The 20,770-nt window shown below is 37.6% G+C and carries 16 protein-coding genes; 6 read left to right on the forward strand and 10 right to left on the reverse strand.

Annotated features, from left to right (window positions below; translation table 11 throughout):
• Positions 1 to 111: 111 nt before the first annotated feature.
• From P3U61_RS08675 to P3U61_RS08700, 6 genes are all read right to left on the reverse strand, one after another.
• Complete coding sequence (locus P3U61_RS08675) at positions 112 to 1,470, reverse strand: TrkH family potassium uptake protein (protein ID WP_037543467.1); 1,359 nt, start codon at positions 1,468 to 1,470, stop codon at positions 112 to 114.
• Positions 1,471 to 1,486: 16 nt separating this feature from the next.
• The gene (locus P3U61_RS08680) at positions 1,487 to 3,139 is read right to left on the reverse strand and encodes a S1C family serine protease (RefSeq protein ID WP_199613530.1); all 1,653 of its coding nucleotides are present in this window, start codon (positions 3,137 to 3,139) and stop codon (positions 1,487 to 1,489) included.
• Positions 3,140 to 3,449: 310 nt separating this feature from the next.
• Positions 3,450 to 4,259: a TerC family protein gene (locus P3U61_RS08685; protein ID WP_172425808.1), complete on the reverse strand. Its 810-nt coding sequence runs from the start codon at positions 4,257 to 4,259 to the stop codon at positions 3,450 to 3,452.
• 462 nt (positions 4,260 to 4,721) lie between these two features.
• Entirely contained in the window at positions 4,722 to 6,284 is a 1,563-nt protein-coding gene (locus P3U61_RS08690; RefSeq protein WP_014614343.1) for a peptide chain release factor 3, read from the reverse strand.
• Positions 6,285 to 6,304: 20 nt separating this feature from the next.
• Positions 6,305 to 6,544 (reverse strand): YueH family protein, encoded by a 240-nt coding sequence (locus P3U61_RS08695; RefSeq protein ID WP_014614344.1) that lies wholly within the window; start codon positions 6,542 to 6,544, stop codon positions 6,305 to 6,307.
• On the reverse strand, positions 6,534 to 8,018 hold the full coding sequence (locus tag P3U61_RS08700; RefSeq protein WP_100007300.1) for a UDP-N-acetylmuramoyl-L-alanyl-D-glutamate--L-lysine ligase: 1,485 nt from the start codon (positions 8,016 to 8,018) through the stop codon (positions 6,534 to 6,536). The genes P3U61_RS08695 and P3U61_RS08700 overlap by 11 nt, the downstream gene beginning before the upstream one ends.
• A gap of 669 nt (positions 8,019 to 8,687) precedes the next feature.
• Between P3U61_RS08700 and P3U61_RS08705 the strand changes: the two genes are divergently transcribed.
• The 5 genes from P3U61_RS08705 to P3U61_RS08725 all read left to right on the forward strand — a co-directional run bounded on the left by P3U61_RS08705 (position 8,688) and on the right by P3U61_RS08725 (position 14,799).
• A complete protein-coding gene (locus P3U61_RS08705) occupies positions 8,688 to 9,863 on the forward strand; it encodes a diglucosyl diacylglycerol synthase (RefSeq protein WP_014614346.1) in 1,176 nt (391 codons plus the stop codon).
• Complete coding sequence (gene ltaA / locus P3U61_RS08710) at positions 9,841 to 11,025, forward strand: lipoteichoic acid biosynthesis MFS flippase LtaA (protein ID WP_180293572.1); 1,185 nt, start codon at positions 9,841 to 9,843, stop codon at positions 11,023 to 11,025. The genes P3U61_RS08705 and ltaA overlap by 23 nt, the downstream gene beginning before the upstream one ends.
• 405 nt (positions 11,026 to 11,430) lie before the next feature.
• Positions 11,431 to 12,918, forward strand: a complete 1,488-nt coding sequence (locus tag P3U61_RS08715) for an arylsulfatase (RefSeq protein WP_096536459.1) — start codon at positions 11,431 to 11,433, stop codon at positions 12,916 to 12,918.
• Positions 12,919 to 13,022: 104 nt separating this feature from the next.
• Positions 13,023 to 13,919, forward strand: coding sequence for a PTS mannose/fructose/sorbose/N-acetylgalactosamine transporter subunit IIC (locus P3U61_RS08720; protein WP_015728906.1), 897 nt, complete (start codon positions 13,023 to 13,025; stop codon positions 13,917 to 13,919).
• Positions 13,906 to 14,799 carry a PTS system mannose/fructose/sorbose family transporter subunit IID gene (locus tag P3U61_RS08725; RefSeq protein WP_037543485.1) on the forward strand — a complete coding sequence of 298 codons (894 nt, stop codon included), beginning with the start codon at positions 13,906 to 13,908 and terminating at the stop codon, positions 14,797 to 14,799. Before P3U61_RS08720 ends, P3U61_RS08725 begins: the two co-directional genes overlap by 14 nt.
• 571 nt (positions 14,800 to 15,370) lie before the next feature.
• Here the strand turns inward: P3U61_RS08725 and P3U61_RS08730 are convergent.
• The 3 genes from P3U61_RS08730 to P3U61_RS08740 form a co-directional block, all read right to left on the reverse strand.
• Positions 15,371 to 15,877, reverse strand: a complete 507-nt coding sequence (locus P3U61_RS08730) for a 2'-5' RNA ligase family protein (RefSeq protein ID WP_014614351.1) — start codon at positions 15,875 to 15,877, stop codon at positions 15,371 to 15,373.
• A 53-nt stretch (positions 15,878 to 15,930) separates the two neighbouring features.
• Positions 15,931 to 16,665 carry an esterase family protein gene (locus P3U61_RS08735; protein WP_014614352.1) on the reverse strand — a complete coding sequence of 245 codons (735 nt, stop codon included), beginning with the start codon at positions 16,663 to 16,665 and terminating at the stop codon, positions 15,931 to 15,933.
• 102 nt (positions 16,666 to 16,767) lie between these two features.
• Positions 16,768 to 18,339 (reverse strand): alanine/glycine:cation symporter family protein, encoded by a 1,572-nt coding sequence (locus P3U61_RS08740; protein ID WP_099986683.1) that lies wholly within the window; start codon positions 18,337 to 18,339, stop codon positions 16,768 to 16,770.
• Between the two features lie 218 nt (positions 18,340 to 18,557).
• Between P3U61_RS08740 and cozEa the strand changes: the two genes are divergently transcribed.
• Positions 18,558 to 19,655: a lipoteichoic acid biosynthesis protein CozEa gene (gene cozEa, locus P3U61_RS08745; RefSeq protein WP_014614354.1), complete on the forward strand. Its 1,098-nt coding sequence runs from the start codon at positions 18,558 to 18,560 to the stop codon at positions 19,653 to 19,655.
• Positions 19,656 to 19,946: 291 nt separating this feature from the next.
• Here the strand turns inward: cozEa and fabI are convergent, their stop codons facing one another.
• Positions 19,947 to 20,717: an enoyl-ACP reductase FabI gene (fabI, locus tag P3U61_RS08750; protein WP_037543489.1), complete on the reverse strand. Its 771-nt coding sequence runs from the start codon at positions 20,715 to 20,717 to the stop codon at positions 19,947 to 19,949.
• Positions 20,718 to 20,770 lie beyond the last annotated feature (53 nt).

Consider the following 20,770-nt stretch of genomic DNA (forward strand, 5'->3'; position numbering starts at 1 on the left):
AGCGAAGCCATGAAGGCAATCAAAACTACAATTCATATGGAGGGCAAGATTAACAAGAACATTGCATCAATCGCATCAAAAATTTTCTATATCTCATCGCCCTTCCTATTATTACCCAATTTGAATGCGCTCTTTCGGAAAATGATACTTCGCTGGCTCACGATTACCACTCATCATAATAATAAAGGAAATCAAGCCTACACGTCCGATAAACATTAAAATCATCAAGACGACTTTTGAAACACTGCCGAGCTCTGAAGTTATCCCCGTCGATAAACCACACGTTCCGAATGCGGACATAATTTCAAAATAAATCTTAATGAAATCAATATGATGCCCTTCGTTTAACATGATGATAAATGTGCCTACAAATGTCATCACAATCGCAATACAAAATACCGCAAAGGAACGTTGAATATCTTGGTTATGAATTTCACGATTAAATACTTTAATGGATGACTTTTCAGCGTTCGGTTTGTAGTTAATGACAAACAGGATAATAATCGCGAAAGTCGTCGTTCGTATACCGCCACCTACAGAACTTGGTGAGGAACCAATAAACATGAGGCCGCCCATCAGAAGGTTTGTCGCATCTGAAAACTGTGACACATCAAAAGTTTGTAATCCTGCACTTCGCGTCGACACCGATTGAAACATCGCATAAAATAATGTCTTGTGCCATGACTCATTTGCGAACACACCATGCGCTTCGATTAATAAAATCCCGAGCATACCAACAATTAAAATCAATAAATACGTTACCGTTGTCACTTTAGTAAACAGTGAAAATCGAAAGTTTGGAATCCTATTTTTAATGTACGCTTTAATTTCTAATAATACTGGAAAGCCAATTGAGCCCAAAACGATAAGAAACATCACAATCGTTTGTACAAAGTAATCGTTCGCGTATGGAATTAAGGAGTCCCCTGTGATGTCTAATCCCCCATTTGTCGTCGCAGAGATGGAAACGAAGACACCCTGTAATATCGCCTCTTTTAAATCATGAATATCTTGATAAAAATAAAATGCGAGCAGTGTTGCACCTACTAATTCAATCACTAAAATCGTTCTCACAATATCTAAAATCAGTTTGACTGTCCCACTCATCGCCTCTCTATTGTTATCTAACATAATGAGTTGACGTTCACGTATGCCAATGTGCTTGCCTAATACAACCCATAACAGCGTACCGATGGCCATAACACCAATGCCACCAATATTGAGGATGACCAACAAGACAATGTATCCAAATGCTGAATATGTTTCGGAAATATTGACTGGTGTTAATCCTGTTACACTGACACCTGATACCGCTACAAACAACGTATCAATCGGTGCGACTTTTACGCCTGGTTTGTGGACACCTGGCAGATTAAGTAGCAAAAACGCACCGACAATTGCGACAAGGTAATACAAGACAATCCCTTGTTGTGGGCTGGATTTTTTTAGTAGTAATTTGACTATGGACAAGTCATTCACCCCAAAGTTATTTCAATTTGAATGAGATTTCTTTCACCTCATTTTCACGTAAGACCTTTAACTTCACTGGCTTTTGTTGATCAATGTGTTGCGTTAACTTTTGTTTATAAGCCAAATTATCTTTGATAGGTTTACTATCTAATTCTACTATGACATCGCCTTTTTTCAAACCAGAATTTTTGGCCGGACTGTTGTCGTTCACTTTTTGAACGACAACACCTGTTGATACATCTTGAGGAATTTTATAGTCATCACGTGTCGCTTTATCAACATCCACCACGTTATGTATATCAATATCCGTCTTCGGTTGTTGAATGTCGCCTTCTTTTTCGATTTTTTGCGCAATGGCTAACGCTGAGTTAACCGGAATGGCAAATCCCATATTTTGAACACTTGGCATGTTAATTTTTAATGATGCGATACCAATTAAATGGCCTTCTTGATCGACTACCGCGCCACCTGAGTCGCCTGGATTAATCGGTGCATCAACTTGGAACGTACTGAGTAATGTATCATATTTATCGTCTTGATTGAGGTCTACTGGAACATCACGATTTAATCCTGATACAATACCTTCACCGACTGTATTTTGGAAGTCAAGACTTAACGGATTGCCCACAACTAAAACCGGTTCTCCTAATACAACTGCACTAGAATCTCCGTGTTTAAGTGGTTTTAATGTATCGCCTTTAGGGGCTTTCATCGTCATCACAGCAATATCAGCCATTTTATACTTACCAATCACTTTAGCCTTAGCGGTTTGCTTATTACCAAAAGTGAGTTCATGTTCTTTACGATCTCCAACGACATGCGCATTTGTCAGTATGTAAAGAGTGTCGCCTACTTTTTTGTAGACGACACCCGATCCACTTTCTTTTTCAACTTGTGCCTGAGCATCTGAATCTTGAACTGCATCCGGTGTAGGCTGACTATTATTTTCAATCGAAACGACAGATTTTACAGCTGTATTCGCATTTGCCATCGTTTGTGTGACTTTTTTATTCGTTCCCTTCTCTTTCTGTTGCGTTTCAAGTGCTTGTTTCATATTCGCATTGTCGCTTTTATTGACGTTATTAAAAATAGCAAACAATAACAACAATACTAAAATGGCTGCGAGCACGATTAAAATTTTTGCCCATTCTCTAGAGATGAATTGTGTGACTTTTTCAGTCCAGTCACGTTTAGTTGTATATTGATGTTTCGACGCTTCTGTTTGGTGATTGTCTTCAGTATGGCCTTGTTCATCTTCAGTCTTTGCGGTTGCCTCTGATGTCTCATGTGGCGACTTGTTTGACTGATGCGTTGTTTCGGCTACTGCACCTGTACGCGCCGGTTCCTTCGCTTCACTGCCATTGATAGTCACTGATGATGTCTCTTCAAGTGGTCGTGCACTTTCGGATTTTTGTTCGGCTGTTATTTCAGATGGTTGTTGATTTTTATCCCCATCGTCATGCGTTAATTTTTCAATACGTGCTTTACGTAGATTATCTTTGACACGTTCTTCATTATTTTTCGCTTGCTTTTTTTCCTTTTCAGCTTTGAGCGCGTTTTCTTTTTCTTCAGCTTTGAGTCTTTCCTCACGCTCTTCATTATGGAAATATTCGCGACGTTTGCGCTTATAATGTTGCCTTGGAATCACATGTTTTTGATCTCGTTCCATTGCACGCCCTCCTTATGTATCTCTTTTATCTATTATGACATATCGCTACTTAAATTTCTGTAATCTTTACTTATATATCACAAACTTTTTGAATGGTTTTAAGTTGTATTTTCTACGATACATCGCATGCTGACAATATTTATTTTTATCGAATCTTAAATACATGTTTCACTTTACACCATTCAACAACAAAGCAGCTATCCCCTGTTTAACCACTGATATTGCTTTTGCTTTAATACATTAAAACATAAAGAAAGGCCAGGATAACGTAATATCCCAGCCTAAGTCAAACGCCCTTATTCAGCTTTCATTAAGATGCATCATGTTTTTTATTACGCACCACTGATGTAAACCAACCGATCAGTACAAGTCCAATCATGACTGTCCAGAAAATGATTTGCCACAATGTAGAATGTGGAAAATCATGTGGGATCATACCGATATCTTCATGTGCTAAGACGAGTACGACAAGTTTGATTCCGACCCATCCAACAATCGCAAAGGCAGCACCTTCAAGACCAGGATACTTGTTCAGTAGCCCTACAAAGAATGTTGCAGCAAAACGCATTAAAATGACACCGATAAGACCACCGATAAACATCACCGCGAATTGACCTGCATCCATACCACCGAAATGCACACCGATCGTCGGTAATGTTACAGCAATCGCTAATGCTGCTAACATAGAGTCAATCGCAAAAGCAATATCTGCAACTTCAACTTTGAGGACAGTGCCCCAAAATTCTTTCGCACTCACTTTTTTCTCAACACCTGACTCGTCATAATGATGATCATCGTTGTCAGGTTGTTCGTGTTCTCCACCTTTATGTTTGAAAAAGTCATATAAGTTTTTCGCTGACATATATATGAGATATGCCGCACCGATCGCTTGAATCCACCAGAAATTCGCTAAAATACTAATTAAGAATAATGCGATAAACCGGAAAACAAATGCGCCTAACAAACCATAAAATAGTGCTTTTTTACGTTGCTCTGGTGGTAAATGTTTCACCATCACAGCCATAACAATTGCATTATCTGCAGCCAATAGTCCTTCTAAAAATACAAGTACTAATATGACCCATCCATAAGATAATAACAAACTCGGATCCATTAACAGATCACTCCTTCAATTTTTTATATGGGCGCATGTGCTCGCCCGGTATCATTTCATTGTTTCGCGTGAACACCCACGCTCAGTGAAAGACATAATTAAAGAGACCCATGCTAAATCAATAGCAAAGGTCTCACTTAGCAATTTTATCATGCCCGCTTCACCGGAAGAAATTCAGTTTCTTCGTAATGACGACAAAGCGTTATTAACGTTTGTTACGCTAATCAAGTTACTCCCCTCTGACAATAGTCAGTCACAGGTATTTAATTATGATGTTAACATTATACCCAATTTTTTATGAAAATAACAGCCTATTATCTTGAAATTAAAAAATATTCATAACCAACGCATCTCGTCTTTTATTGTTTACAGGACATCTTCAACAATGAACAAAGCAGACTGTGCCTCTATACAACACATCGTCTGCTTTGTTCATTGTTTATTCACTATCATGTGTATATCAATACATTATAACAAGCTATACAGTTTAATTTCTGGGAATTTTTCTTCAAACCAACGTGTCGCAAAATCATTTTCAAATAAAAAGACTTTATTATCATAGCGGTCATTTACTAAAATTGAACGACTCGTACTCATCTTATCTTGCACGTCTTCTTCATTTTCAATCCAACGCGCGATTTTTTTGCCGACAGGTTCCATCACAACATCGACATTATATTCATTGTTCATGCGATGTTCGAACACTTCAAATTGGAGTTGTCCTACTGCACCTAAAATGATTTGGTTCGTATGTGGTGATTTATAATATTGAATCGCCCCTTCTTGCACGAGCTGTTCAATCCCTTTATGGAAGTGTTTCTGTTTCATGACGTTTTTCGGCGATACTTTCATGAAAATTTCAGGTGTAAACTGAGGCAATGCCTTGAAATGGAACTTCTGGTTACCTGCAACAAGTGTATCCCCAATTTGGTAATTTCCTGTATCATATAAACCGATAATGTCACCCGCTACAGCATGATTCACTGTCGATTTGTCATCGGCCATAAAACTTGTTGAACGTGTGATTTTCTGTTTTTTACCTGTTCGTTGTAATGTCACGTCCATACCACGCTCGAACGCACCGCTGACAACACGCATAAAGGCAATACGGTCGCGGTGTTTCGGGTCCATGTTCGCTTGGATTTTAAAGATAAACCCTGAAAAATCTGTATCGAACGGGCTCACCTCAACCTCTTCATCTGTTTGACGTGCATGTGGCATCGGTGCGTGGTCAACATAAGCATTCAAGAAGTTTTGTACTCCGAAATTCGCTAATGCTGAGCCGAAAAAGACTGGTGTTAAATCTCCACGCATTAAGGCATCATTATCGAATGACTCACCTGCTTCATCTACAAGCATTAACTCTTCAATCGCTTGCGTAAAAATACTATCATTCGCAATGTCATGCGCCTCTTCTAATTCATACTCTTCATTAATATGCAAAGTGTTTTCTTCATCACGGAACGGCTCAATCGTACGTTCTTTTCGGTCAATAATCCCGAAAAAGTTTTGTCCCATACCAATTGGCCAGTTCATCGGATACGTTTCGATACCAAGTGTTGATTCAATTTCATCTAACAAATCGAACGGTTCTTTTCCAACACGGTCAAGTTTATTAATAAATGTAAAAATAGGAATCCCTCGCATTTTACATACTTTGAATAACTTTAATGTTTGTGGCTCAATCCCTTTTGCACAGTCAATAACCATGACCGCACTATCGACCGCCATTAACGTTCGGTACGTATCTTCAGAGAAATCTTCATGCCCTGGCGTATCTAAAATGTTAATTTTAAAATCATCGTAATCAAACTGCATGACAGAACTTGTAACTGAAATCCCACGTTCTTGTTCAACTTTCATCCAGTCACTTGTCGCAAATTTACCTGTTTTCTTCCCTTTGACTGTCCCTGCTTCACGAATCGCACCACTAAAGTACAGCAATTTTTCAGTTAATGTCGTTTTCCCCGCATCAGGGTGAGAAATAATCGCAAACGTCTTGCGTGATTCTACTTCTTTTTTAATACTCATTGTACGTCTCCTTTAATTCATCAAACTTCTTGTAACCATCTTGTGATACGTAATGCTAAAATTTGCGCTTCTTCCTCATTTATCACATTAAATAAATGCACAAATAAATGTTCTGTTAGTTCTTCACCATATAGTGTATCTTCTATTTGAATCGACCAGTATAAATCTGGAATCGATACGACAATATAATGTTCTTTTTGATTGTGATATAACCAAACCTTAGCTGAATAATTTTCACTATGACTTTCCCTAATTTTCATTTGGACCTCCACCGAATTTTTGATACGCCGCTTCTAACCCGATTAAATCATCACGATGAGGCACTTTGACGTGACCTGGCATAATTTGATACGGTTCACGTCCTTTAGATGCAAGTACAACAGTATCCCCTGGTTCTGCCACTTCTATCGCATGGCGAATACCTTCTGCACGGTCTGTAAACTCCACATAACGATCATGTGTCGCGCCTTTCGCAAGTTCAGCCGTTAACATTTTCGGATCATCATTTGCTGGATTATCTGGTGTGAAAATGACATAATCTGCACGTGAAGCGACACGTCCCATTTCAGGCGTTTTCGTTAAATCGCGTTCTCCAGCCATGCCAACTAGGAAAATAAGTTTTTGCTTAACGAACGGTTCAACTGCATCAATCAATTTCGCCATACCATCTGCTGTATGCGCATAATCAATAATTAAATCGATTGGCAATGATGGATCGAGTACTTCTAAACGCCCTTCTACTGGTTCTAAATCAGCGACGACTTTTGTGACCGTTTCTAGTGGTGCACCTTTCACCCATACACCTAACATTGCTGCCATTAAGTTCGCAATGTTGAAACGACCGATGTACGGCGAACGCACTGGATATGTACCAAAAGGTGTTACAAAATCAAACGTCACGCCTTGTAAAGATTCATGAATATTGGTTGCCATAAACTGCGCCTCTTGTTCAATGCCATATGTTAAGCTTTCGTATGGCGTAACTGATTTTAAATAAGTAGAAAATGGGTCATCTGCGTTAATAATGACGTATTTATCACGACTCAAATCTTGACCGAGTTGACTAAATAGCAACGATTTCGCATGACCGTACGCCTCCATTGTGCCATGAAAATCGAGATGATCTTGTGTTAAATTTGAAAATATCGCAACATCAAATTCAACGCCACTCAAGCGACCTAAACTAAGTCCATGCGAGGACACTTCTAATGTCATCGTTTCAGCCCCTGCTTCTACCGCTTCATGAATCTTCTTCGTTAAGACAACGGTTTCTGGTGTTGTGTTCACACCTTTTGTCACTGTTTCGTTAATTTGAAAGCCATTCGTACCTAAATACGCACTACCTTTGCCTAACTTTCGATAAATGTGATGAATCATCGTCGCAATCGATGTCTTACCATTTGTCCCTGTGACACCAATCGTCGTCAGCTGCTTGCTTGGAAACCCATACAAATGATGCACTAAGTGACTCGCGACACGTAATGTATCTGGTACTATCACTTGTGTGACGTCACCTTGTAATTCAAGCGCACGATTCACAACAACAATCTGACATCCTTGTTCTACGACGTCTTGCGCAAAACGATGACTATCGACGGTATAGCCTTTTGATGCGACAAAGATACTGCCAGTCTTTGCTTGACGCGAATCTGTCGTAATATCATTCACTTCAATATCTAAACGTCCTATGACCTGTTTAATTAAAATATGATCAAATAATTGTTGTGCATTCACAGACATCTCTCCTTTATATATACACTCATTTATTATACACTTTTTTGCTTGAAATCCTATTAGGAATGGAGATGGAACATAGAAAATTTTTGATGCCATTGATGCAAATATTTTTGTCAAACTTGCCTTTCCTATAGCTTTGTGGTTTTTGATTATCTTCATGGCTTCGCGTTTTTACAGGAAACACCATGATAGGAAGTTTTATGAAATCAAAAAACAATAGCATCAATTTTTCATCTCCTCTTCATCCTCATTTTCCTAAATATTTAAAATCATTCATACATCACAAATCTATTAATGGATTGAGGTTAAAATTTTTCTATATCCCAACTCCAACTGCTTTTTATCAGTCAAATACGATTGAAATTTTAATATACGGGTATATTGATTTAAATATTATTTTATTCTTTCTTACATCTTAAGACTGAAATATGTAAATCACTATTGTGCCTATCTATGGAGTATATTAAGATAATATAATGAATTTACCGTAAAATATGGGTAGCATATACACATTTTCTCATCTTTTACAACGAGGTGTACAGTTAAAATGATTTTAACATTGTTATCGTTTTGTAAGAAATGCCATTAACTTTTCACAAGACGTACAAATTGCGGTACACTAGCATAGAACCAGTTAAAGTCTCAATATCTCGGAGGGTGGCTTTCATGATCACTGAAAAGAAAAAAATATTGATTATCACCGGTTCATTCGGCAATGGCCATATTCAAGTGACGAACAGTATTGTTGAACAGTTGAATCAAATGAATCTTGACAATCTGACAGTCATACAACGTGATTTGTTTTTAGAAGCACATCCGATTATGACAACGATTACTAAAAAGTGGTACATCAATAGCTTTAAGTATTTCCGCCGTATGTATAAAGCATTTTATTATAGTCGCCCTGACCAATTAGATAAGTGCTTCTATAAATATTACGGTTTAAATAAATTACTCAACTTACTATTAAAAGAAAAGCCAGATTTGATTTTGGTAACTTTCCCGACACCAGTCATGTCTGTATTAACCGAGCAGTTTAATATGAACATTCCGATTGCGACGGTCATGACAGATTATCGTATGCACAAAAACTGGATTACACCGAATTCTGAGCGCTATTATTTAGCCACTCATGATTTGAAGCAAGAATTTGAAGCGGTGGGCATTCCAAGTGATCGTATTAAAGTAACAGGTATCCCTATTTCTGAAAAATTTGAAGAACCGATTGATCGTGTAGCTTGGTTACGTCAACATCACCTTGACCCCGAAGCGCAAACCATTTTAATGTCGGCAGGTGCGTTTGGTGTGTCTAAAGGATTTGACGAAATGATTCAACGTATCCTTGATGAAAGTCAGAATGCCCAAGTCGTCATGATATGCGGTCATAGCAAAGAACTGAAACGTCAATTGTCTGCTTCGTTTAAAGACAATCCTAACGTGCTTATTTTAGGTTATACGACCCATATGAATGAATGGATGGCGGCAAGTCATTTAATGATTACGAAACCGGGTGGCATTACCATTTCAGAAGCATTAATCCGAAAAATACCAATGATTTTCTTGAATCCCGCGCCAGGTCAAGAACTAGAAAACGCGCTCTATTTTGAACAAAAAGGCTTCGGGAAAATTGCGAACACACCGACAGAGGCGATTGATATTGTAACGCATTTAACACGTCACTCAAACGAAATTGACCAAATGATACACAATATGAGTGAAGCCCGTCAACCACATGCGACGAAACGTTTATGCCAAGACTTGTTAGACTTACTTTACAATGCTTCAACATTCGAAACTGTATATGGAAAGGTGCCTTTATATGCAAAACTACTCGTCAAATAAGATAGCTATGCGGAATTTCTATATCCTATTAGTCATTTTATTTCTGATGGAATTTGCAAGAGGAATGTATGTATTAAGTTATTTACCTTTATTACCAACCGCAACAACCATTGCTGTTAGTGTTACTTCAATTGCAATTTCCATACATTTTATCGCTGACTCAATAACAAACTTTTTCGTTGGCTTTGTGTTGAAACGTTTTGGCGCTAAAGTTGTACTCACTTCAGGCTTTTTTCTCGCTTTAGTGAGTCTCTTTTTAATTATTTGGATGCCGACCTCGCCGATGACGCTTATTTTAAGTGCTGTCATGCTCGGTGTTGCCGTCTGTCCAATATGGGTTATCATGCTCGCTAGTGTAGATGAAAGAATACGTGGTACTCAGATGGGTTACGTTTATTTTGCATGGCTTGCAGGGATGTTAGCCGGTATGATTGGAATGAACTTAATTTTCAAAGCTCATCCGACACATTTTAACTTTTTGATGGCCCTTTGTGTAGCGATTGCTTTTGTGCTTTATTATTTTGTTAAAGTGAAGTTAACAGATTATAATACGAAAAATGTGAAACAACAGCTCAAACAAATTGTGAGTGTATCACAGCGTCACCTTGTGCTCTTTCCAGGAATTTTACTGCAAGGGATTGCGATTAGCGCACTCATTCCTGTCTTGCCTCAATATGCCGTGGATATCGTTGGTGTAAGTACCGTTGAATATACGGTAGCGATTGTCATTGGCGGTATCGGTTGTACGATTTCGATGCTGTTTTTATCTAAAATGATCGATGCCTATTCTACACGTTTTATGTATAGTGTAATTTTCGTGGGTTTTATCATTTATGGCTTGGCAATTTTCGCATTAACATTGATTCAGCAAATTGTCATTGTTTGGATTATCGCATTATTTATCGGCTTACTGTACGGTTTACTTTTACCGACATGGAATACATTTATGGCACAATTCATTCATCCGAGTGAACAAGAAGAAACTTGGGGTGTGATCAATAGTATCCAAGGTTTTGGTGCCATGCTTGGACCATTATTCGGGGGACCAATATCTCAATTTATGGGCAGCCCTATTTTTACATTTTATTTTGCGGCACTCCTTATCTTTTTCTTAGCTCTGTTTTATGGCGTTTATTTCGTCAAACAACGACGGACATATTAAAAATATTAACAACGACTTTGAAGCAAACACAAAACTTGTTTCAAAGTCGTTGTTGTTTTGTGTTTGATAATTGCTCTTTTCAATACTTTCTTAACTTCCCAAATTTAAGTCCGCGCTAATCCACCTTTCTTTCGTCTACTACGCTGTGCAACTCAACAAAATCATTTAATAGCAATTGCGTTCAAACAGTTTACAAAATATATAAGAACTTAGAGAAATCAAGCAATATTGACAAAAATTTTCAAAACTTGTTATAACCACTCATGACAAGCTGAAATGCCCTAAAATTAAGTAAACGCTTACATCGATAGCCCTATAATTCACTTATTCTCCTTAAAATTGGTCATATTGTCAATACGTACCATTAGTGCTATTTTTAAATTAAATAGAGAAAGGAGAGATTGCATGGATACACAACAACCGAATATCATCCTCATTTGTGTGGATCAACTGCGCTTTGACACGTTAGGTCATCATCATCATCCTGTCGTTTCAACACCTCATTTGGATATGTTGGCATCTCAAGGTTATCATTTTAGTCAAATGTATACTGCCGTGCCAAGTTGTATCGCAAGTCGTGCAGCATTGATGACTGGTTTATCACAAGCCCATCACGGTCGAGTCGGTTATGAAGATAATGTCGATTGGGCCTATGATCAATTTATGGCTGACAGTTTTAGAAATGCAGGTTATCAAACAGAAGCAGTGGGCAAGTTGCACGTGACACCTGAACGAAAACGTATTGGCTTCGACCATGTCATGTTACATGATGGTTATCTTCATGAAGCACGTAAGTACACTGCACCATATGGTCAAAATTTTGAATATGCTGACGACTATTTAATGTGGTTGAAAGAGCAATTAGGTCATCACGCAGACTTAATGGATGATGGCATCGAACCAAATTCATGGGTTGCTCGTCCGTGGATGTATGGAGAACAGTTTCATCCTACAAACTGGGTTGTCCATGAAGGTATACGTTTTTTACAAAGAAGAGACCCCGAAAAACCTTTTTTCTTAAATCTTTCATTTACACGCCCTCACCCACCACTCAATCCGCCTCAATACTATTTTGATATGTATATGAATAAAATAGATGAATTTCCAGTGATTGAGATGGGTGCCTGGAAAGATATAGAGGAGCCGTTACCTTTTAGTATTACAGCTAAAAAAGGACATTATCATAAAGACGAATTGGATCGTATGCGTGCAGGTTATTACGGCAATATCACCCATATCGATCACCAAATCGGTCGTTTCCTTATCGCGCTAAATGAACAACGAATCGCGAAAAATACAATCATTTTATTTGTATCAGATCATGGCGATCAATTAGGCGAACACAATTTATTCAGAAAAGCATATCCGTACCAAGGGAGCATTCACATTCCGATGATGATTTATGATAAAGGCAACTTATTAAAAGGAAAGCATCGCGATTTACATCAAATTGGAGAATTAAGAGATATTTATCCAACTTTATTAGATTTGGCCAATATCGACATTCCCAAAAACATTGATGGTGTGAGCTTAAAACCTGCCCTTTATGATGATACTTTTGTGACACGTGAATATTTACATGGTGAACACAGTTTCGGTAAAGATTCGAACCAATTTATCATGAATGATGCTTGGAAGTACACTTGGTATCCAGTAAGAGGCATTGAACAATTGTTTCATTATCAAGGTGACCCACATGAAAAACATAACTTAATTCATGAAGCTGAATATCAAGCGATTAAAAATGAATTAAAACAACAATTGATTAAAGCATTGACGGATAGAGAAGAAGGCTTTGTGAAAAAGGGTGAGCTACAGATTTTGCCTGAAACAAAACCGACACTCGATCATTTACAAGCGCGAAACAAATCTGCACAGCGTCAACGTCAATAATTCAATCAAAATGACACTGTTTTGTTCTAAAGCTATATGTACTGCACATATAGCTTCAGTTTAAATAAAATATGTAAGCGTTAACATAAAGGGAGTTGAAAATTATGGATATGCTATGGTGGCAAATTTTGCTTTTAACAATCTATGCAGGTGTCCAAATCCTAGATAACTTATCATTTGGGTTTTTAGCACAACCTGTTATGGCCGGTCTTATCAGTGGTCTCGTTATGGGGGATGTCACTACAGGCCTTATCATCGGCGGCGGTATGCAGTTAACAATCCTCGGTGTTGGGACATTCGGTGGTGCGTCTCATATCGATGCCAACTCAGGTACAGTATTAGCGGTAGCCTTTTCAGTTGCGATTGGTATGAACCCAGAACAAGCGTTAGCAACTTTAGGGGTACCAGTAGCGAGTTTAATGATTCAAACAGATATTTTAGCACGTTTCACTAACACATTTTTTGCACATCGTATTGATAGCAAAATTGAAAAAATGGACTATCGCGGCATTGAGCGTAACTACTTATACGGTGCGATTCCGTGGTCATTATCACGCGCGGTTCCTGTGTTTTTAGCTTTGACTTTCGGTAGCAATATCGTTAAACCGGTCGTGAATTACTTGAACACAGACTTAAAATGGTTAGGTGATGGCTTAACATTAGCAGGTGCCCTTTTACCAGCTGTTGGTTTCGCAATCTTATTAAAATACTTACCATTAAAACGTCATTACCCATACTTTATTCTTGGTTTCATCATTACTGCATTATTCGTTACGATTTTTGGTGGTTTAACAACTTTAGGTACTTCAGTTGCTGGGTTAGACAAAAACTTCACAGCTGCAATGGGTCCCCTTCCAATGCTTGCAGTTGCTTTAATCGGTTTCAGTTTAGCAGCAATGGCTTACCAACGTAGCACGCAAACAGCACCAAGCTATGGGGGTCAACAACGTCAACAGTCAAATGTAGATGACGAGGGGGAAATAGAAGATGACGAACTCTAAAACGAAACATTCAAAAGAACCTTTAGCCTTAAACACTCCATTTGAAGATCCAACATTAACAGGAAGTCCCCCTAAAGAACCATATCAACTCACGAAGAAAGACTTTCGTCAAATCAACTTACGTAGCTTACTGTTCTTCCAATGGGGTTGGAACTACGAGCGTATGCAAGGCTCTGGTTACTTATTTACGATTTTACCGCAATTACGTAAAATTTATGGTGATAACTCACCTGAATTAAAAGAAATGATGCGTACACATGCGCAATTCTTCAATACAAGTAACTACTTTAATACTATTGTGACAGGTATCGATATCGCAATGGAAGAAAATGAAGGCCTTAAAGCAAAAGAGTCTGTAAAAGGGATTAAAGTTGGTTTAATGGGACCATTCGCGGCAGTTGGGGATGCCATTTTCGGTTCATTAATTCCAACGATTTTCGGTGCCATCGCAGCAAATATGGCAACAGACGGTAATCCATTCGGTATTTTACTTTGGTTCTTCGCAGTTTTATTCATCATTGGCTTCAGATGGAAACAATTGCCATTCGCTTATAAAGAAGGGATTTCACTCGTTACAACGATGCAACACCGTTTAGAATCATTAACAAATGCAGCAACATTAATGGGTGTCTTTATGGTCGGGGCCCTCGTGGCGACCATGATTCGTGTGAAATTTGCATTTGAGCCAACACTTGGTGATGTCACTATAAATTTCAGTGAAAATGCAGATATGATTTTACCGCGTCTTGTACCTTTAGCAGTCGTTTTCAGTGTTTATTGGTTATTAGGTCGTAAAAACATGAATTCAACGCGTGCGATTTTCATCGTTATTATCGTAGCTATTCTTTTCTCAAGCTTAGGCATTTTACAAAAGTTATAGGAATAATAAAATTCCCGCAACAACGGTCAATTTTAGCCGTTATTGTGGGAATTTTTTGGGTTATATATTTTTAACGGTTAGTGAGAGGTTCACTGACCGTTATTTTAATTATTGATATTAAAAAGTTCTCAATCGTTAGTGGTGTGTAATATAGAAAGATTCCTTTCGTCGTAACAGAAAAGCTCTGCGTTTTAACGATAGCAAGGATATTAGCAAAGACTGTCATAAAAAAGTATGTTGCTTTAATAAAACAGAGCTTAGCCTAATGATTATTGTGGTTATTCATATCATACTGTCTTACCTATATATTTTTAAACAAAATTTTGCACTACCACTTAACAAAATATATAGATGAAGTATGTTTTCTCAGAAATTGAAATAAACAGCCTAAAAACAACATCATTAACAGTTTTATTAATATCATTTTATTATATCATTAACTTTATGCACTCAATATTATATAGGTTTTCATATTTTGATAGACACAGATAATATGAATTTTCGAACTTAAAAAATGGACTGATATGCACGCCCCATGCCACATCAGCCCATTTTTTATTTTTCAATCATATTATAAAGAAAACGTAGCAATTTCTTCCCATTCTGCTACATCTTCTTTAAAATGCATCAATGATAATGTATCAATTATTTCTTTATGTTCAATGCCTGCTAAATGCACTTGACCATAGATATCTTCAAACTCTTGGCTTGTTAAACCTTGTGCAATCGTAAAGTGTGGTACGAATGCGTGTTCAGATTTACCATAAAAATCTTCGCCATCAAAGCGGTTGAATAAATCTTCTAGTGCTGCATTTTTCTCGACTTTAAAATAAATAACGTTTGTAATCGGTGCAAAGTTTGATGCTTTTGATACATAAACCTCTGCTTGTTGTGCCCCTTCTAAACGTTTTTCTATTTCAGCTTTAACTTGATCAAGATCTTTTTCATCAATTTCAAAATTACTTTTAATCGTAATATGAGGTTGAATCATTGTGTAGTGCTTATCATAACGTTTACGATAAGCGTTGACCTCGTTTTGGAAATCTTTTGACGGAATTAACGCTAATCCTAAAATCATTTGAATTCCTCCTTTGTATTCGCTTACTTTTATTATAGCAAATTTTCTTAAAACTAGTTACTTAAAAAGTAAGTTAACATTTTTGGCAATTCTTTCTGCCAAGTTTTCCAATTGTGCCCACCATCTAATTCTTCGTAGTAATATGTCATTTGTTGCGATTCAAATAAATCTTTTAATGTACGGTTAGGTGTTAAGAAGTCTGCTCGCTCACCACTTGTTGGCAATTTAAAATCAATCTCTTCTTTACCTACCGCATGCCAAATGTTTAATTCTGATTTAAACTGACAACGATTAAAAATGAGTTTCACAATATCATCATAATGCGGACTCAATAAACCGACTTGACTCATCACACGTGGGTACGAAAGTGCAGTTAACAATGCGATACTCCCTGCTAAACTATCACCTAATAAAATTCTCGCGTTCCCTACTTTATATGTTGCGAAATTCTCATCAATCCACGGTAAAATCTCATTTGCGACCGCTTGAACCGTTTGTGCAGCTTTTTCGCCTTCTGGATGGAATTCCATATGACGCATCTTCACATTTTGATAATGCAGTCCGACGATAATTGCACGCTCGACTTCCCCATTTTTTCTTAATTTCTCATATACACGATGAAGTTGACCATACCTTAGAAAGTCACGACCATCAAAACAAAAAATTACTTTCGATTTATATAAATCAGAATAATCTTTCGGCAAATAGACTGATAATGTAATTTCTCGCTCTAAGTAGTCGCTTTGTAGGTGTGTGACCGTTACTTCACCTGGATTAAATGTAGTCATAAAAAGCGCCTCCTCATACGAATTAATCTCATTGTATCAGGAGACGCATGCTGTGTTAATCTATAAAGCTTGATTTGACGCTATTTTGTCTAATTTGTGACGTTACGGTTGAATATCTTCTTCTTTCAAACGTTTCGGATAATCTTCTAACCAGAACGTAGCAGTTGGAATCTCTTTAGGATCTGGACGGTAAATCGCGGTTTTGCCTATCCCTTTTTCCTTCTTCTGACGTTCAAAGTCTTTTAATGCATGCATGGCTGGTCGATATAAAATCCAAATCGCAATGATGTTTAACCATGCCATCAATCCGACACCTAAGTCACCCATAGCCCATGCGATGTCAGCCGTTTTCACTGCACCGTATGCGGTCGCTGCGATTAAGACGAGACGTGTCACATTACGCCATAATTGGTTTTGATTTTTCGCAATACGATTCGTTAAGAAACTAACATTCGTTTCAGCGATGTAGTAATACGCTAAAATCGTTGTAAAGGCAAAGAAGAATAACGCAATCGCGATAAAGTACGAACCAAATCCTGAGAAATTCGGATCAAAGTGGTAACTCGAACCTTGTAACGCTTTATCAATCCCTGCTTGTGCATACATCGCAGTACCAGAGTAATCTTTCGTACCATCCGCGTTTTGCACAAAAATTTCACTATTTTTTAATAAACCAGGCATACCATCAGCCGCAACTGTTCCATCTGTTGTATTATATGTACCAGAAATTAAAATAATTAACGCTGTTGCTGTACAAACGAATAATGTATCCACGTAAACAGAAAATGCTTGAACGAGACCTTGCTTCGCTGGATGAGACACTTCTGCTGCTGCCGCTGCGTGAGGTCCTGTACCTTGACCTGCTTCATTTGAATACAGTCCACGTTTCACACCAATCTCAATCATTGCACCGATAATACCACCAAAAGCGGCTTCCATACCGAATGCTGATTTAAAGATAAGCGCAAACAATGCAGGTACTTCTTGAATATTAAGTATGATAATGACAATCGCCATTAAAATATAAATAATCGCCATAAATGGAACAACTGCCGTCGCTACTTTCGCAATCCATTTTACGCCACCAAAAATAATGAGTGCTAAAACGACTACAAGTACGACTGCAATCACCCACGCAGGAATACCGAACGCATTATGCATTGAACTTGCAATCGCATTTGACTGAACACCTGGCAACAATAGACCAACTGAAATAATCGTCACAATCGCGAAGACTAAACCGTAAACCTTCCCAAATTTACCTTTAATCCCTTTTTCAATATAATATGCCGGACCCCCGCGGTATTCGCCATCTTCTTCTTGTTTATAAATTTGACCTAGCGCTGACTCGATAAAGGCTGTTCCTGCGCCTAAAAATGCAGTAGCCCACATCCAAAAGACTGCACCAGGACCCCCGATGAAAATCGCAGTAGAAACACCAACGATATTCCCTGTCCCCACACGACCTGCTAATGATAACGCAATAGCCTGAAAACTAGAAATCCCCGTTGGTGACTTTTCACCTTGAAACATGAGACGAATCATTTCTTTAAAGTGACGGACTTGTAAAAAACGACTCATCAAACTAAATGCAACCCCTGTAAGTAAAAGACCATAAACTAATGGCTTACTCCAAACAACTTCATTAAGCCATCCCACAATCGTTTCTAACATAAACATTCCCCCTTTTTCTTCTGCACCCTTTTTTATAATTTTCTGATAAATATGATATCAGTATACACAGTTAAAAAATTCCGTGCAACTCTTTTTTTAGAACAACACACCATGCAAAAAATGCAAATGATTCAAGTATTGGTTAAATTTTTTCTTTTAACGTGATTCTGATTGGGATATACTGTAATCAGTGTTCTTATAGAAGGAGGAAACAATGTATGACAAATAAAGTGTGGTTCCGAACAGGTGTAGCACTACTACTTTTATTTTTAATCATCAAATTATTTTTAGATGTTAACCACATATTTATGCCAATCATTATTATCATTCAATCTATTATATTACCTTTATTGCTGAGTGGTTTTTTATTTTACATCTGTTTGCCATTCCAAAAAATGCTCGAGAAGCGTCATTTACCGAGATGGGCAAGTATTACGATTATCTTACTCGCATTAACAGCAATGATGGCGGCAGTGATTGGTGTGATTGGACCGGTTATTGCTACACAAATCGAGAATTTAATCCATCAAATTCCATTTATTCAACGTGAAGCTGAACGTTTAATTAATTTTGCACTCGACCAACGCGATCGCTTACCTGATCAAGTGACAGAAAAAATTAATGACATCGTGTCTTATTTTAGTCAGATGGCTTCGGATTTGTTGTCTAACTCGCTTAACATTATTTCAAGTATTGTGTCGACATTGTTCTTGTTGATTTTAGTACCATTCTTCTTGATTTATATGTTAAAAGACCACGAACGCTTTATTCCAGCCGTCGCAAATATTTTTAATGGCGAACGTAAAATTTTCATCGTAAACTTATTAAAAGATTTAAACCAAACGCTGATGTCTTACATTCAAGGTCAAGTGACAGTGAGTTTAATTCTAGGGGCTATTTTATATATTGGTTATTCGATTATCGGTTTAGAGTACACAATGCTCTTAGTAATGTTTGCGATTGTAGCAAATATGATTCCGTTTTTAGGTCCTTGGATGGCGTTCTTACCAGCTGGTATTTTAGGTTTAATTCAAAGTCCAACCACGTTCATTTGGGTCTGTGTTATTACTTTGATTGCACAACAGCTCGAAGGTAACGTCATTACACCTAACGTCATGGGTAAATCATTAAACATTCATCCACTTACGATTATCATCGTGATTTTAGCTTCAGGTAGTTTAGGTGGCTTTACACTGATTTTAGTCGCAGTACCACTTTATGCAGTACTTAAAACTATCGTACGTAACGTGTTCAAGTACCGTCATCAAATTATGCATAAAGCCCACAGTGACGTCGATGATAAAGGAATGCTTTAATTAATAAAGAGACATGCTAACTTCAACAATACGGTTAGCATGTTTTTTATTTAAAGTGATGGCATTTCAGCATCAACTCATCATCCAAAATTTTTTATTATTTTAAGGTTTGAAGCTTGTCTATCTTAGGTCTCACTCTTATTTGACGAAAAAAGTTGTAAAAAATACATTAGACAAAAGTTAGAGATGGATATTTTTTGAATGTTTGTAGTGACTAGGATCAATAGGTCTACTAGCCTAAGGATCAAAAAAGACACCGCTTTCCAAATAGGCGGGTGTCTTTTTTCCATTTTATCGAATCGCGTGGTAACCTGCGTCAACATGAATATTTTCCCCTGTAACGCCAGAAGAGAAATCACTTAATAAGTACGCTGCTGTTTTACCTACTTCTTCTTGATCGACATTACGTCTTAATGGCGCGCGTTCTTCAATTTCTTTTAAGATGCTCGTGAAGCCCCCAACGCCTCGTGCACTTAATGTACGGATGGGTCCTGCAGAAATCGAATTCACACGAATGTTATCTTGACCTAAGTCTGCTGCTAAATATTTCACAGATGCTTCAAGACTTGCTTTTGCTACACCCATCACATTGTAGTTCGGTACTGCAAATTCGCCACCAATGTATGATGATGTCACGATACTCCCCGCTTCATTCATAATTTTACGAGCTTCACGTGCAACAATCGTTAATGAATACGCACTGATGTCTTGCGCAAGTAAAAAACCGTCACGTGATGTATCTGAGAAACGACCTCTTAGTTCTTCAACACGTGCAAATGCAATAGAATGGAATACACCATCAATTTTGCCAACTGCTTGACCAATTTTTTCGAAGCCATTGACAACCTCTTCATCACTTTGTACATCGATTTGATATACATGCTTTTCAGATTGATTAAGTTGATCGATAAGCTTATCTAATTCATTAAAACTTCTTTCTTTTCTGTATGTAAACACTAATTTTGCGCCTAATTGGTCTAATACTTTTGCTACACCGAAACCAATACTACGCTTGTTTGCAATACCCATAATTACAAAAGTTTTACCTTCAAGATTCATCACTGTAGATTACTCCTTTACGTTTAATGACATGATTATATTAATATTAACATCTG

Origin of the sequence: Staphylococcus pseudintermedius (assembly GCF_034042775.1) — a bacterium.
In the GTDB taxonomy this organism is placed as follows: Bacteria; Bacillota; Bacilli; order Staphylococcales; family Staphylococcaceae; genus Staphylococcus; species Staphylococcus pseudintermedius.